Annotated in this window: 17 protein-coding genes; 5 read left to right on the forward strand and 12 right to left on the reverse strand. The window is 65.2% G+C overall.

Annotated elements, in window-relative coordinates; genetic code table 11:
- The first annotated feature begins 11 nt into the window (after nucleotides 1-11).
- On the forward strand, nucleotides 12-260 hold the full coding sequence (locus tag KUF59_RS19960) for a hypothetical protein (protein WP_212462596.1): 249 nt from the start codon (nucleotides 12-14) through the stop codon (nucleotides 258-260).
- On the opposite strand, the gene KUF59_RS19965 is transcribed toward KUF59_RS19960, so the two are convergent.
- Nucleotides 257-1,210 carry an IS481 family transposase gene (locus KUF59_RS19965; protein ID WP_258768043.1) on the reverse strand — a complete coding sequence of 318 codons (954 nt, stop codon included), beginning with the start codon at nucleotides 1,208-1,210 and terminating at the stop codon, nucleotides 257-259. The two genes, KUF59_RS19960 and KUF59_RS19965, sit on opposite strands and share 4 nt — an antisense overlap.
- Nucleotides 1,211-1,484: 274 nt before the next feature.
- Here KUF59_RS19965 and guaB point away from each other — a divergent pair, with 274 nt between their 5' ends.
- The 3 genes from guaB to KUF59_RS19980 all read left to right on the forward strand — a co-directional run bounded on the left by guaB (nucleotide 1,485) and on the right by KUF59_RS19980 (nucleotide 4,676).
- The gene (gene guaB, locus KUF59_RS19970) at nucleotides 1,485-2,975 is read left to right on the forward strand and encodes an IMP dehydrogenase (protein WP_212462597.1); all 1,491 of its coding nucleotides are present in this window, start codon (nucleotides 1,485-1,487) and stop codon (nucleotides 2,973-2,975) included.
- Nucleotides 2,976-3,222: 247 nt separating this feature from the next.
- A complete protein-coding gene (locus KUF59_RS19975) occupies nucleotides 3,223-4,245 on the forward strand; it encodes an NADP-dependent oxidoreductase (protein ID WP_212462598.1) in 1,023 nt (340 codons plus the stop codon).
- 146 nt (nucleotides 4,246-4,391) lie between these two features.
- Complete coding sequence (locus KUF59_RS19980; RefSeq protein ID WP_212462632.1) at nucleotides 4,392-4,676, forward strand: hypothetical protein; 285 nt, start codon at nucleotides 4,392-4,394, stop codon at nucleotides 4,674-4,676.
- Nucleotides 4,677-4,679: 3 nt separating this feature from the next.
- On the opposite strand, the gene KUF59_RS19985 is transcribed toward KUF59_RS19980, so the two are convergent.
- From KUF59_RS19985 to KUF59_RS20035, 11 genes are all read right to left on the reverse strand, one after another.
- Complete coding sequence (locus tag KUF59_RS19985; protein WP_212462599.1) at nucleotides 4,680-5,744, reverse strand: LacI family DNA-binding transcriptional regulator; 1,065 nt, start codon at nucleotides 5,742-5,744, stop codon at nucleotides 4,680-4,682.
- Nucleotides 5,745-5,771: 27 nt separating this feature from the next.
- Complete coding sequence (locus KUF59_RS19990; protein WP_212462600.1) at nucleotides 5,772-6,800, reverse strand: succinylglutamate desuccinylase/aspartoacylase family protein; 1,029 nt, start codon at nucleotides 6,798-6,800, stop codon at nucleotides 5,772-5,774.
- Nucleotides 6,801-6,862: 62 nt separating this feature from the next.
- Nucleotides 6,863-7,207 carry a RidA family protein gene (locus tag KUF59_RS19995; RefSeq protein ID WP_212462601.1) on the reverse strand — a complete coding sequence of 115 codons (345 nt, stop codon included), beginning with the start codon at nucleotides 7,205-7,207 and terminating at the stop codon, nucleotides 6,863-6,865.
- A gap of 61 nt (nucleotides 7,208-7,268) precedes the next feature.
- On the reverse strand, nucleotides 7,269-8,066 hold the full coding sequence (locus tag KUF59_RS20000) for a transporter substrate-binding domain-containing protein (RefSeq protein ID WP_212462602.1): 798 nt from the start codon (nucleotides 8,064-8,066) through the stop codon (nucleotides 7,269-7,271).
- Nucleotides 8,067-8,112: 46 nt separating this feature from the next.
- Nucleotides 8,113-8,841, reverse strand: a complete 729-nt coding sequence (locus tag KUF59_RS20005; protein WP_212462603.1) for an amino acid ABC transporter ATP-binding protein — start codon at nucleotides 8,839-8,841, stop codon at nucleotides 8,113-8,115.
- Nucleotides 8,828-9,478, reverse strand: coding sequence for an amino acid ABC transporter permease (locus tag KUF59_RS20010; RefSeq protein ID WP_212462604.1), 651 nt, complete (start codon nucleotides 9,476-9,478; stop codon nucleotides 8,828-8,830). Before KUF59_RS20010 ends, KUF59_RS20005 begins: the two co-directional genes overlap by 14 nt.
- A gap of 10 nt (nucleotides 9,479-9,488) precedes the next feature.
- Nucleotides 9,489-10,148 (reverse strand): amino acid ABC transporter permease, encoded by a 660-nt coding sequence (locus tag KUF59_RS20015; RefSeq protein WP_212462605.1) that lies wholly within the window; start codon nucleotides 10,146-10,148, stop codon nucleotides 9,489-9,491.
- Nucleotides 10,149-10,157: 9 nt separating this feature from the next.
- The gene (locus KUF59_RS20020) at nucleotides 10,158-11,426 is read right to left on the reverse strand and encodes an alanine racemase (RefSeq protein WP_212462606.1); all 1,269 of its coding nucleotides are present in this window, start codon (nucleotides 11,424-11,426) and stop codon (nucleotides 10,158-10,160) included.
- 143 nt (nucleotides 11,427-11,569) lie between these two features.
- Nucleotides 11,570-12,412: a metallophosphoesterase family protein gene (locus KUF59_RS20025; protein WP_212462607.1), complete on the reverse strand. Its 843-nt coding sequence runs from the start codon at nucleotides 12,410-12,412 to the stop codon at nucleotides 11,570-11,572.
- A 105-nt stretch (nucleotides 12,413-12,517) separates the two neighbouring features.
- A complete protein-coding gene (locus KUF59_RS20030) occupies nucleotides 12,518-13,384 on the reverse strand; it encodes a tetratricopeptide repeat protein (RefSeq protein WP_212462608.1) in 867 nt (288 codons plus the stop codon).
- Nucleotides 13,385-13,387: 3 nt separating this feature from the next.
- The gene (locus KUF59_RS20035) at nucleotides 13,388-14,011 is read right to left on the reverse strand and encodes an acriflavin resistance protein (RefSeq protein WP_212462609.1); all 624 of its coding nucleotides are present in this window, start codon (nucleotides 14,009-14,011) and stop codon (nucleotides 13,388-13,390) included.
- Between the two features lie 167 nt (nucleotides 14,012-14,178).
- Between KUF59_RS20035 and KUF59_RS20040 the strand changes: the two genes are divergently transcribed.
- Nucleotides 14,179-14,601: an MAPEG family protein gene (locus KUF59_RS20040; protein WP_212462610.1), complete on the forward strand. Its 423-nt coding sequence runs from the start codon at nucleotides 14,179-14,181 to the stop codon at nucleotides 14,599-14,601.
- Nucleotides 14,602-14,633 lie beyond the last annotated feature (32 nt).

The following is a 14,633-nucleotide window of genomic DNA, read 5'->3' on the forward strand; positions in this document are numbered from 1 at the left end:
GAGATCCCGCGATGATCTACATCCTTGCCGCGCTGCTGCCACCGATCGGGCTGCTCCTGAACGGCCAGCCGTTCTCGGCGATCCTCAACCTCGTCGTGATCGTCATCTGCGTGATTTTCGGCCTGATTTTCCCGATCCTGTTCCTGGTGCCATCAGCCCATGCGCTGATCGCGGTGCACATGAAGCGGGAGGACCGGCGGCACCGGGAGGTGGTGGACGCGATCCGCCAGCACGGCCCGCCGCCGGGCTATCCGCGCTAACTGTGGAATCTCAACAGGTCGTCCTTCGGAAGGCCGAGGCGGCTGATCGGTGGTTTGGCTTGCAGACTACCGTGCGGGCGATGCCAGTTGTAGTGATGAAGCCAGATTGGCAGGTTGTTGGCGCGCTGGTCTGAGGTGTCGTAGGCGCGAGCGTAAGCCCACTCACGCAGCACGGTCTGGATGAAGCGTTCGGCCTTGCCGTTTGTTTGCGGTCTGTAGGGTCTGGTGAAGATGTGCTTGAGACCGAGCTTGCTGCATGCTCTGGCGAAGGCCTTGGCGCGGTAGCAGGAGCCGTTGTCGGTCATGATGCCGGTGACCTTGATGCCGAGGCTGCGGTAGTAAGTGACGGCACCCTTGAGGAAGGCGATGGCGCTCTCCTTTTTCTGATCACGCCGGATCTGGGAGAAGGCCAGGCGCGATGCATCGTCGATGGCCACGTGGACGAACTCGTGGCCGGCGCCGCGGCTTTCGCCCTTCTGGCGATCGTGCGTGATGCGGTGGCCTGGTCTGATGAATCTGCCGAGTTTCTTGATGTCGATATGGATGAGCTCGCCGGGCTGCTCGCGCTCGTACCGGCGCACCGGCTCGGCGGGCTCCAGATCGCGTATCCGGCTTAATCCCAAGCGGCGAAGGATGCGGCTGACGGTGGCCCGTGACACCCTGACCTCGGCTGCGATCTGCTTGCCGGTGTGGCGCTGCCGGCGCAACGTCTCGACGGCGGCGCACGTGGCGACAGGGGTTTGGCTTGGCGATGAATGAGGTCGCGACGAGCGGTCGCGCAAACCATCAACACCCTCTGCGCGGAACCGCTTGACCCATTTGGCCACCGTTTTCGGTGTCGTGTTGAACCGATCTGCCACGGCGGCCTGGCTCAGCCCGCCATCGATCACGCCTCGCACCATCGCCTCTCGACCTTTGGGCGTCAAAGGCGCATTCTTGTGGACGTTCATCTGGTCTCTCCTTGGAACACTGAAGCTTCGCAACCTCAGCTTCCTCGGTTCAGACCAGATGGACAACCTCCTGAGAGACCAAAGCTAACCCACCCAAAAAAGCCTGTGCATGGCTGGCAATCGGGTCGAATGGCTTTGATTCGTCAGCCGACCGTGCTATCGACCCGCGTCAACCCCACTGATGGGCTCCGATTCTCCGGCGCTGCCGCAAGGTACGCCGAGGGTGGCGCTCATCCATAAGCATTTGCGGCATGGCCGCAGGAAGGAGTTGGCGATGGCCACGGTACTTCAAGGCATCCGCGAAGCCTACACATTCGACGACGTGCTGTTGAAGCCGGGCCTGTCGGACGTGCTGCCGTCCGAGGTCGACATCCGCTCGCGCGTCACCCGCGCCATCCCGCTCAACATCCCGATCATGGCCTCCGCCATGGACACCGTCACCGAGGCGCGCATGGCGATCGCCATGGCGCAGGCCGGCGGCCTCGGCGTCATCCACCGCAATTTCGATCCCGAAGGGCAGGCCGCCCAGGTCCGGCAGGTCAAGCGATACGAGTCGGGCATGGTGGTGAACCCGCTCACCATCAGCCCCGATGCTTCGCTCGACGATGCGCTCAAGCTGATGAGCGATCACGGCATCTCCGGCATTCCCGTTGTCACTGGTGCCGGCAAGACCACGCCGGGCAAGCTCGTCGGTATCCTGACCAACCGCGACGTCCGCTTTGCCCACGACCGCCGGCAAAAAGTCTCCGAGCTGATGACGCATGAAAATCTCGTCACGGTGCGCGAGAATGTCAGCCAGGACGAAGCCAGGCGGATGCTGCACAAGCATCGCATCGAAAAGCTGCTCGTCGTCGACGACCAATATCGCTGCGTCGGCCTCATCACCGTGAAGGACATGGAAAAGGCGGTCGCCCATCCGCTCGCCTGCAAGGACGCGCAAGGGCGCCTGCGCGTCGCTGCCGCAACGACCGTCGGCGAGTCCGGCTTTGAGCGCACCGAGCGGCTGATCGATGCCGGCGTCGATCTCGTCGTCGTCGATACTGCGCACGGCCATTCCAAGCACGTGCTCACGGCCGTCAACCGCATCAAACGTCTCTCCAACTCCGTGCAGGTCGTCGCCGGCAATGTCGCGACCATGGAGGGCACGCAGGCGCTGATCGACGCGGGCGCCGACTGCATCAAGGTCGGCATCGGCCCGGGCTCGATCTGCACCACGCGCATTGTCGCCGGCGTCGGCGTGCCGCAGCTCACCGCGATCATGGATGCGGTCGAGGCCGCGAAAAAGGCCGACGTGCCCGTGATTGCCGACGGCGGCATCAAGTTCTCCGGCGATCTCGCCAAGGCGCTTGCGGCCGGTGCCGACATCGCGATGGTCGGCTCGCTGCTCGCCGGCACCGACGAGACGCCCGGCGAAGTGTTCTTGTGGCAGGGCCGCTCCTACAAGGCCTATCGCGGCATGGGCTCGGTCGGCGCGATGGCGCGCGGCTCGGCCGACCGCTACTTCCAGCAGGACATCAAGGACACGCTCAAACTCGTGCCCGAAGGCATTGAGGGCCAGGTGCCCTACAAGGGCCCGGTCGGCAACGTCATGCACCAGCTCGCCGGCGGCCTGCGTGCCGCGATGGGCTATGTCGGCGCGCGCACCCTCGACGATCTGCACAAGAAGGCACAGTTCGTCCGCATCACCGGCGCGGGCCTGCGCGAAAGCCACGTCCACGACGTGACGATCACGCGCGAATCCCCGAACTATCCGGGCGGGGGTTAGTCGTTTCGGATCTCTCCACTCGTCATGGCCGGGCTTGACCCGGCCATCCACGCACTCGCCCAAAACTCCGCTGTCATGCCCCGGCCTTGACCGGGGCATCCAGTACGCCGCGGCCTCTCGGCTTAATCACGACCGTCTCTGGAATACTGGATCGCCCGCCTGCGCGGGCGATGACAGCGAGTGCGGGGTTTGCTTCCCCGCGATGCGTCTCCTAAATGACTGCAACAAGCATTCAGGAGGAAGCATCATGTCCCAAGGCAAACGCATCGTTCTCGCCGCGCGTCCCGTCGGTGAGCCAAAACCATCCGATTTCCGTACCGAGGAATTCGCTGTGCCGACACCGGGGCAGGGCGAAGTTCTCCTGCGCACCATCTGGCTGTCGCTCGATCCCTATATGCGCGGCCGCATGAACGACACGAAGTCCTATGCGGCGCCAGTACCGGTCGGCGGCGTGATGGAAGCGGGCACGGTGTGCGAGGTGGCGGCATCAGACAATCCCGGCTTTGCCAAGGGCGACATCGTGCTCGCACGTGCCGGCTGGCAGACGCATGCGATCTCCGATGGCAAGGGCCTTGCGAAGATCGATCCAAAACTTGCACCGATCTCCACCGCCGTCGGCGTGCTCGGCATGCCCGGCATGACGGCCTATACGGGCCTGCTCGACATCGGCAAGCCGCAGCCGGGCGAGACGGTGGTCGTGGCGGGCGCATCCGGAGCGGTCGGATCGGCCGTCGGCCAGATCGCAAAGATCAAGGGCGCGCGTGCGATCGGCATCGCCGGCGGCAAGGACAAGTGCGACTACGTCAAGAACGAGCTCGGCTTCGACGATTGCCTCGATCACCGCGAAACCGATTTTGCCGCGAAGCTGAAGTTTGCCTGCCCGAAGGGCATCGACGTCTATTTCGAAAACGTCGGCGGCGCGGTGTTCGAAGCCGTCTTCCCGCTGCTCAATCCGTTTGCGCGCGTTCCCGTGTGCGGCCTGATCGCGCATTACAACGACACCGACGCCAAGCCGCCGAAATGGGCGTCGTCGCTGATGTTCGCGACGCTGACCAAGCGGCTGACCTTCCGCGGCTTCATCGTCTCTGATTTCGCCAACCGTCACGGCGACTTCCTGCGCGACATGTCCGGCTGGGTCCGTGAGGGCAAGGTCAAGTACAAGGAGTTCGTGACCGAAGGCCTCGACAGCGCGCCAGGAGCGTTCATGGGCCTGTTGAAGGGCGCCAATTTCGGCAAGCAGCTCGTTCGCGTGGGACCGGACAAGGCCTGATCACCCCCTCGGGGCGAGGCAAATATGGTTAACGAGGCGTTACCAATCGGCAACACCCGCCCGTAAAAGCCGTAAGTATGACCGCCGGTTCATTGACCGGCGGTCGAAGGCATTGAATCATCGCACCAATTTCAGGTGCTGTGATGTTGTTTGAGATCGGTATTTTCTGCGTAATTCTTCTGGCCGCCGGCTATTGGGCGACGATGTTCGTCATGGGCCGGCGCGACGACGTCATCCATGGTAAATTCGTGCATGCCGAGGACGAGCCCGGGCAGGCCTTGATGCCGGCGCCCCCGCCGCCATTTCCTGCACGGCCAAAATTCCCGGCGCGTCCCACCCCGCGCGTGGCCAATGACGCCAAGCCGGTGAACAGCGATGCGCTGCAATCGCTGCTGGCCGCGATCCAGCAGGATCTGAAGAACGTCGCCTAAGCCTCAGACGCTGCCGCGCTCAAGGAGGACCAACTCCACCGCATGTCGCGGCTCGATTTGTGGCGTGCCGGCCAGACGCGCCAGCAATAGCTCACCCGCCGCCCGGCCGATCGCAGCGGCATTGAAGGTGATGGTGGTGAGGCCCGGCGTGATCTGATCCGCCACGTCATTGTCGCCGAAGCCGAGCAAAGCGAGATCGCGCGGCACCGATATGCCACGCGAGCGGGCCTCGATCAGCGCGCCGGTGGCCAGGAGATCATTGGCGCAGAACACCGCACTGGCGCGATTGCCGCGATCGAGCAGCGCCGTGAACGCGGCCCGGCCGTCGACCAGACCCGTGATCTCGCCGACGCCGATCTCGTGAACGATTTCGAGACCGAGCCTCGTCGCCGCCGCGCGAAAGCCATCGCGGCGTAGCGCGCCGCGGCCGCTGCTGCGTCCGATGAAGGCAAGGCGGCGATGTCCCGCCTGCGCCAGGCGCTCCGCCGCCATGGCGCCAGCATCCGCGTTGGAAAATCCGACCAGCATGTCGATGGGATCGCGCGGGAAGGCCCAGGTCTCGATCACGGGAATGCCGAGCTCCTGCAACGCGGCCCGGTTCTCCTGGAGCTCGATGACGCCGGTGAACATGACAGCTGCGGGGCGGATGCCGCGCAGCGACTGGATCATCGCGACCTCCTTGGCGTAGGAGTAGGAGGTCTGGCCGACCAGCACTTCATAGCCTTCGGGCTCGAGCGCGGCCGCGAGGCTGCGCACGGCGAGGCCGAACTGCTGACTGAGGATGTTGGAGACGAAGGCGACGACCACGTTCGATCGTCCCGACCGCAATGCGCGCGCATGCGGATTGGACGCATATCCCGTCGTCTCGATCACTTCGAGGATGCGGTCGCGGGTCTCGCGGTTGACCTTCTCGGGGTGTCGCAGCACCCGCGACACTGTGATTGGCGCAACGCCGGCGCGCTCCGCCACCTCTTCGATGCGCGGCGGTCGCCCGGTTGCCGGGCCGCGGCCGGGCGGCGCCGGAATGCGCACCACGTCGTCGTAGGTCGGCTTCGTCGGATCGCTCATCGATTCTCCGAAGCTAGAGTACAACGCTCACCGCGCCAAAGCCTCATCGCGTGTCAGGGCACGGCCGACCTGGACCAGGCAATCGCCGCTCTGACTGTCGGTGTGCAGGCGCTGCGAGATGACGATGCCGTCGGCGGGGAAGCGCAGGACCTCCTCGCTCGCTTCGGGACGCTCGAAATCGTGATACCAGCCCGCAATGTCGCCCGCCTTGACCCGGGCTCCGACCATGACAGCCGGCTCGAACCAGCCGCGCCGCGTCGCGTACACCGCCTGGGCGTGACTTTGCAGTGCCAGCAGTTCGGTCGGTCCCTCGATCGGCGCATGCGGCCCGAGCACCGGTGTCTTGACGATATCGAGCGCAAGCAGGAGCCGGTCGACGGCGCGCGCGGTGAGCGCCATGGTCTGCGGCGTAACGGTGCCGCCGCCGCCGAATTCGCCTGACAGCCCGATCGCGCCGGCGCGCGCAGCGGCCGCCATTGAAGTTGGCGCGGCGGCGCCGTTCTCGGCAACGAAGGCGAAGGGCATTCCGAGCCCCTCCATGAGACGCAGGGCCTGGCCGAACATCTCGGGCGGTCCCTGTCGCTCGATCAGCGCGCAGGGCAGATGTGCCATCGACGTTCCGCCGGAGTGGATGTCGAAGACGATTTCGTGGCGCGGGAACAGCTCGTGCTCGAGGAAATGCGCCAGGCGGAATGTCGGCGTTCCCGCGGCATCGCCCGGGAAAGCGCGGTTGAGATTGCCTTCGTCGAGCGGCGAGCGGCGGCGCGCCGCCATCACCGCCGGCAGGTTGGCGAAGGGCAAAATGGTGATCTCGCCGGTCACGGCAACCGGATCGAGCCGGCGGAACAGGCGGGCGAGCGTGATCTCGCCCTCATATTCGTCGCCATGATTGCCGGCCATCAGCAAGAGTTTCGGGCCGGCGCCATTCTTGATCCGGAAGATCGGGATCTTGAGCTGGAAATAGGGGGAGCGATCGATCGAGAAGGGAATGCCGAGATGGCCGGACCATTTCTGGTCTTTCTCGAAATCGATCTCGTGGAAGAGTCCGGTATGCATTGGGTGCCTCGAGGCCGCGTCGTTGCCGACGCCGGCCGAAGGTTGGACAAAGGGCGATGCCGTTAAAGCAAGGCGACCGCGGTCATCTCGACGCGGAGGTCGGGATCGGCAAGTCGAGCCTCGACGCAGGCGCGTGCCGGCGGATTGGCCGGATCGATCCAGGCGTCATAGACCGAGTTCATGGTGTCGAAATCGGTGATGTGCGGCAGGAACACGTTGACCGCGACGAGCTTGGAGCGGTCGGAGCCGGCTTCCTTCAAAAGCGCGTCGATCTTGGCAAGCACCTGCTGCGTCTGTGACACGATGCCCGCCTTGCGGTCATCGGCGACCTGGCCGGCGATGTGCACTAGGCCGCCGGCGGCGACAGCCTGGCTCATGCGCGGGCCGACGACGTAACGTTTGATCATCTGAAAGTTCTCCTCGTGAGGTGAGCTCCCGCGCGCCGTGCGCGGGAGCGTTTGTCCGAGCTTACAGCGTCGGCAGCGTCTGCTCTTCCTTGAACCACTTCAATTGCAGCGCGCCGAGCTTGCCGTTCAGCTTGTTGGTGAAGATGTCGGTGTTGATCCAGTTGAGCAGGTTCTGCTCGCCCTGGCGTACGCCGATATGCGCCGGCGACTGGCGGATCAGGAATTTCAGCTCGACCTCCTTGGTCGGATTCTGTTCCTGCACCTTGATCGCGATCGCGCTGTTCTCCGCAAAACTGTCGGCCTGTCCGGCGAGATAGGCGGCGATGGCGGCCGGCGTATCCTCGAAGCGGACCAGTTTCACCTTCGGCGCGTTGTCGGTGAGCCAGACGTCGAGAGTCGTGCCTTTCGCGACGGCAACGGTGCGACCCTCCAGATTGTCCGGCTTCTTGCCGGTCGCCGACGCAAGCGATTTCGCGCCGTAGACGCCGAGATTCACGACCGCATAGGGCTGGGAGAACATCACCTGCTGGGCACGCTCGGGCGTGGCGCCGAGACCCGCGATCAGGAGGTCGATCTTGTCGGACAGCAGGCTCGGGATGCGCGCCGCGCCCGTCACGGGGACGAGCTCGAGCTTCACGCCCATGTCGCCGGCGATCAGCTTGGCAAGGTCGGCATCGAGGCCGGCGATCTCGCCCTTGTCATCCTTGAAGCCCCAGGGCGCGGCGTCGGTGAGGATGCCGACGCGCAGCTTGCCCGCGCCAAGCACGTCCTGGAGCTTGTCGGCTCTGGCAAGACTCGATGTGGCAAGGACGGCAACCGCCGTCGCAGCAATCGTGAAGAGGGACTTCCACTTTCTCATGACGCTCTCCTGGTGTCGGCCGACGGCCGGATGACGGGGACGGTTCTCATTTCACAGACGCAATGAAGCTTGCGAGCTCGGGCGTTTCGGGGTTTGCAAACAGCTTTGCCGGCGGCCCCTGTTCCCAGACGCGGCCCTGATGCATGAAGACGATGCGGTCGGCGACGTTTCTCGCAAAGCCCATCTCGTGGGTGACGAGGATCATCGTCATGCCCTGGCGTGCCATCGCCTCCATCACCTTCAAGACTTCGCCGACGAGCTCGGGGTCGAGCGCCGAGGTCACCTCGTCGAACAGCATCAGATGCGGCGCCATCGCGAGGCAGCGGGCGATCGCGACGCGCTGCTGCTGGCCGCCGGAGAGCTGCTCCGGCCAGGCATCGATCTTGTCGGCGAGGCCGACGCGGGCGAGCACGTCCTCGGCAAGCGCGCGCGCCTTCGTCTTGTCGGTGCGGCCGGTGAGGAGAGGGGCGAGGGTGATGTTGCGCTCGACCTTCAGATGCGGAAACAGGTTGAAGGCCTGGAACACGATGCCGACGCGCTGGCGGAATTGCTTGAGGTCACGCATCTTGGCGTGGACCCTCTCGCCCTCGACGCGGATCTCGCCGGCATCGACGGTCTCCAATGCATTGATGCAGCGGAGCAGCGTGGACTTGCCCGAGCCGGAACGGCCGATGATCGTGACGATCTCGCCTTCCTCGACGTCGAGCGAGACGCCCTTGAGCACGTCGACCCGGCCGAACTTCTTGTGGATGTCGCGGATTTCAACGAGAGCCATCGAGGCGGGCCTCCAAAGAGCGGGACCAGAGCGTAAGCGGCAGGCAGAGCGCGAAATAAATCGCGGCGACCAGCGCGTAGGTGAGCAGCGGCTGGAACGTCGCCGCGCTCACCACTTGGCCTGCACGGGCGAGCTCGACAAAGCCGACGATCGAGGCGAGCGAGGTGCCCTTGATGAGCTGCACCAGGAAGCCGACCGTCGGCGGCAGCGACAGGCGCAGGGCTTGAGGTGCGATGATGTGGCGGAATTGCTGCCAGAGCGACAGGCCGAGGCAACTTCCGGCTTCCCACTGCGCCAGCTTCACGGCCTCCAACCCGCCACGCCAGATCTCGCCGAGGAAGGCCGCGGTGTAGAGCGTGTAGGCAACGGTGACGGCGATGATCGCCGGCACCTGGATGCCGAGGAAGACCGGCATGCCGAAATAGAAGAAGAACAGGAGGCCGAGCAGCGGCACGCTCTGGATGACCTGGATGATTGCGGCCATCGCCCAGCGCAGGGGCGCAAAGCAACTGACGCGCCCCGTAGCAAGCCCAAGCGCGAGCGGTGCGCCGAAAGCAAGCGCGAGGACGACGAGCAGAACGGTCCAGCGCAGCGCGGCGACGAGCGATACGAAGTCGATGACGGAGAAGGATCGCATCGCCTCGCCCTCAACGCCGCCGCGGCCAGCGGAAGGCCGCCGCGCCGACCAGCGCGAACAGCGCCTTGAACGACATCGCCATCGCGAAATAGACGGCGCAGATCACCGCATAGACCTCAAAACTGCGGTAGGTGCGGCTCTCGATGAAGCCGGCGACGTGAAACAGCTCGTCGGCGGCGACCTGCGATGCGAGCGAGGTGCCGAGCAGCAGCAGCACGAACTGGCTGGTGACGGCCGGATAGGCATTGCGTAGCGCAGGCGGCAGCACGATGTGACGAAACACCTGCCAGCCGGAGAGGCCAAGGCATTGGCCGGCCTCGACCTGGCTCCGTGGAATGGAATCCAGCCCCGACCGGATGATCTCGACCGAATAGGCGCCGAAATAGAGCGACAGCGCCACGCAAGCTGCTTCGAAGGCCGGGAGCTTGAGGCCGAAGGTCGGGAGCACGAAGAAGACGATGAAGATCTGGATCAGCGACGGCGTGTTGCGGAACAGCTCGATGTAACCGCGCACCAGCCAGCGCAGCGCCGCGATGCGGCCCTTCAGGGCGACCGCGCCGGCAATGCCGATCAGGATTCCGAACAGCGCCGCAACCACGGTCAATTCGAGCGTGACGAAGGCACCGTCGATCAACTGGTTCTGATAACGCCAGAGCGGCAGGAAATTCATCGCGCGCTCTCAGCCGAACTGGGTGTCGAGCGCGCGCGTCACGGCGCCGTCGGCGTCGAGACCGTAGATCACGCGCCAGCGGTCGAGACAGGTGCAGGGATGCGAGATGCCGAAGGCGATGACGTCGCCGACCGCAAGCGTAGAGTCCGCGGGCACCTGGATGAAGGCGTGCTGGTCGTTGAGGCGGGTGACCGCGAGCTTGTGCGCGAGGCCTTGCTGTTCGATCCCGTCGCGCCAGAGGCGTAGTGGAACGGGGAGGCCTTGGTCGAAGGAGGCATCGCGCATGCCGAAGCCGCAGATCGCAAGTGTTGGCTCCGGACGGGATAGGACCTCGGCCCAGAGCGTCAGCGCGGGACGAAAACCGTCTGCCGCCGAACGTCGTACGCCGTCGATAACGAGGCCGCCGCGCCGGTCCATCTCCGCAAAAGCGCGGGCATAGATGCCGTGGTCGGCGAAGAACAGCGCGCCGGAGCGCAGGATCACCTTCGCGTTGCCGTCGGTCTTCGCGACGGGTGCCAGCGCTTTTGCCACGACGTCGAAATAGGCCGAGCCCCCGGCGCTCAGCAGCAACTGATGGTGAGGGGCCGCGCGTCGAACCAGCGCGAACGCGTCGGCGGTGCGCTCCATCAGCGTCGCGATGGCGTGTGTCGTCTCATCGCGATCCGGTGTGGCGGCTGCGCCTTCGTAGGTCGCGACGCCGCCGAGCACGAGCCCGTCAGCGGCAAGCACCGCGGCGATGACCGCTTCGACCGCGGCGCGATCGCGTGCGCCGGCGCGGCCTGTGCCGAGCTCGACCAGCACCGACAGCTCAGTGCGGTCTGCGTGCCGCGCGGCCTCCGCGAGTGCGGCCACCGCGGCCGGCGAGTCCGCGAAGGCATGAAACTCGACCTCGGGATAGGCGCTCAGCAGCGCGCCGAGCCGACGCCCGGCGGCGAGCCCGCCGATCTCGTTGGCGAGCAGCACGGCTGCCTGTTGGATGTTGGCGACCGTCGTCCCCCAGGCGCCGGCCTCACGCAGCGCGCGGGCCAGCGCGGGCGACATTGGTGTCTTGGCGTGGGGCGCCACATTGACGCCTGCGCCCTCGCACCAGCGCAGGAACAGGTCGCGATTGCCGGCGAAGGCGGCTTCATCAAGCGCGAGAGCGGGGAGCGCGAGGTCGCCGCGCGAGGGACGCCAGCCCCGGCTGCCAATCTCCTCGGAGGGAATGCCGTCGACCAGAGGAATTCCTCTGGTGGTCGCAGAAAGAGGTCGGGCGTCCCACGGTGAAATCGACAGCATCGTCACTCCGTCGTGCGGCGTTTAATCGCCGGCAGCGACGATATGACGTAATGACAACGTTGTCATTAGCAGTTTTGAAGCAAAATCAGCGCAATCAGCATGTGTGGTAGTATGATTGTAGGGGCGAGTGCCCGCCGACTAGGCTAGTCGGCCGCTGCCATCTGCGCGAACAGCTCTTCAATGTCGATATCGACCTGACCGGCTGCCTTGACATGCCGGACCTCAAAACTGTCGGGCTGGAAGCGGTACTCGACGAGCCCGGTTTCCTTGATGCCGATGCGCACCTGGCGCTGATCGTTGATAACGAAACCCGTTGACGGCGCCCAGACGTGGCGCGTGTGGCCGAAGGTGAAATCGCGCCGCTGATGGACGTGGCCGCTCGCGACGAGGCGCAGATCGACGCGCGAAAACATCTCGATCAGGCGCTGCCGCGCCGGCTGCGGCACGTAGCGGATGGAGGTGTCCACCGTCTCGGCATCGTCGGGCTGATTCAGGAACAGCGGCTTGTGCACGAACAGCGCGACCGGTCTGCCGTTGGCGCGCGACAGTTCGGATGCGAGCCAGTCGAACTGTTCGGCCTCGAAGGCGAGGCCCGAGTTCATCACCAGTGTGTTGAGGCCGATGAAGCGCCAGCCGGCCGCCTCGAACGACCAATGGTCTTCGCCGATGATTTCGCAGAATTGCCGGCGGTGCGCTTCCTCGACCGGCGGCTTCGGCGCCGGGCCGATCGCGGTCGGATTGTCGCCGATGTCGTGATTGCCGGGAATGTAGCGGCAGGGAAAGGGCAGGGCGTCGTGCAGCCCTTTTGCGAATTCGACGTCGGCGCGGCTGGTCGGCCCGTCGAACGACACGTCGCCGGTGTTGATCACGAGATCGGGTCTGTTCGCATCGATGTGCTCACAGACGCGCTGGAAGTTTGCGATCAGGCCCGGAAAGCGCCGGCCGAGATGGGTGTCAGAAATCTGCGTGAGGCGAAATTCGGACATGGGGCGAGTATCGACCGGCGAAACGTCGGAACGATGACACGCGCGCAAAATCCGCGATCGAACAAAGTTTAAAGCACGCGCCGCCTGTTGCTCGTTCAGGAAGGCCTATCCGCCGTCAGAGCAAATCCGTCCGACGGATTTGCCGGCGCGGTCTTTGAGACCGAACGGACAGCGCAGGCGTTCCAGCGCCTTCGCCGCATCCTCGCTGCCGAGCGCGGCGGCGCGCTTGTAGTAGGCGATCGCGGCCTTGGGGTCCTTCTCGCCGGCGCGCCCGGCTTCGGCATAGGCGCCGAGGCGCTCCAGTGCGTCCGCATGGTCGAGCGCGGCGGCTTTCTCGAACAGCGCCTTGGCGGCGACGTCGTCCTTCGGCCCACCGTCGCCATCCTCGGTCATCAATCCAAGCTGGAACATCGCCTCGCTGGAATTGGCCGCCGCCGCTTTGGCGTACCAGTTGCGCGCCATCGCAACATCGGTCTTCACGCCGACACCGGCACCATAGATCGCGGCGAGATTGATCATGCCCTCGACATCGCCGGCCTTGGCAGCCGTCTCGATCAGCGTCCGTGCCTCCTCGACGTTCTTTCTCACGCCGTCGCCTTTGATCAAGAGCACGCCGAGCCCGGCCATCGCAGTTGTGTTGCCGGCTTTGGCTGCCTTGCGATACGCATTGGCCGCTTCAGTCGGTTGGCCGCCGAACTCGTAGGCGCGGCCGAGCTCCATCCAGATGCGGCGCGGCGCATCGGTCGCGGCAGTGGCCGCCTTGCACGCCTTGACCGCGGCTGGAATATCGGAGCCGGCGATCACGGTGACGCCGTTGACCTCGGCGGGCTTGTCCGGATCGGTGGGATGCGCGGCGAGCCCGTCACATGCGGCGATGTCGGCGGGCGCTGCATTCGCCACCATCCCCTGCACGAGGCAGAGTGGCACGGCGAGGACGAGGCCGATGCTGACGCGAAACCCCGAACGAGCCATCCGTTAAAGCACCCGATAGCGGATCGTGAAGGCGTCCTGCGGCGCCACGGGGCCTGCAACCGGGGAGGCGACGCGGTCGGCGAGGTGCCAGGGGCTGAACTGCTCGGAGCGGTGCGGCTCGGCCGGCAGGCGCAGCTTGAATTCGAACGTGCCCTTGCCGGGCAGGCTGACGACCAGCAGCCGGTCGGCGGTGCGATGGTCGATCGTGACGGCGCCCCGCAGCACCGAGCGGCCGTCGCCGAGTTCCCGCGTGCCCTCGACCTGGGCGAGCTTCTGGTTGCGGTCGGTATGCAGCTCGATCTGGCTCTCGGAGGCCGTCGTCAGGATCTCCCGGGGCATGCGGATCTCGAATTCGACCGCGGGCTTCGACGGATTGAGGCCGAGATAGGCGAGCGCGGCGTGGCGCATGTCGTAGGCCGCAAAGGTGAACAGGCCGAGCGCGGCAAGCGTCGCCAAGCCGTGCTTGAGGAGGTCGCGCCCGGTCCGGTAACCGGTGCGGAAGTAGACGGTGAGGGTGATCGCGACCGCGAGCGCCGCGGCGATGCCTGATAGCGCCGACATCAAAATTCCGAGCCCACCGTCCGGGGATTCGCTGAAAAAGCTGCCTAAGGTTGCGAAAATCGTCATGGCGCCGTCTCGCCGTTGGACCCCGAAGGGCCGAAATCGCTTTAACTACTGGCGGTTAGTCGCCTCACCGCGAAAAGCGGTTCAAGTGCTTGATTGCCAGAGCTAAGGGCGGGGGCTAATGAGCCCCTCAATTCGCGTCGCGAACGGGAAAATCCCAGGAAAATCTGATGTCGGTTCAAATGGTTTTGCTGCCGGTCTTCGTGCAGGTCGCGCTCACTTTGGCGCTGCTCGTCGCCGTGGTCGGGGCGCGCCGGGCAACGCTGGTGTCAGGCGAGACAAAAATTCGCGACATTGCGCTGGGCGAGCCGAGTTGGCCTCCGCGCGCCACCCAGATCGGCAATTGCTACCGCAACCAGTTCGAGCTGCCGGTGTTGTTTTACGCGCTGATCGCGATTGCCTTGCCGCTGCGCCATGCCGATCTCTTCATCGTGCTGATGTCCTGGGTGTTCGTGGTGACGCGGCTGGTCCATGCCGGCGTGTTCGTCACGTCAAACGATTTTGGCCGGCGCTCCACGGTGTGGATCGCGGGCGGCCTCGTGCTGCTCGTGATGTGGATCTACTTCGCGCTGAAAATGCTGCTGCTGATCTGAACGCATGATTCCCCGAAGAGATCATGCGCAAC

The sequence above is a fragment of the Bradyrhizobium arachidis genome (genome assembly GCF_024758505.1).
Lineage (GTDB): Bacteria > Pseudomonadota > Alphaproteobacteria > Rhizobiales > Xanthobacteraceae > Bradyrhizobium > Bradyrhizobium manausense_C.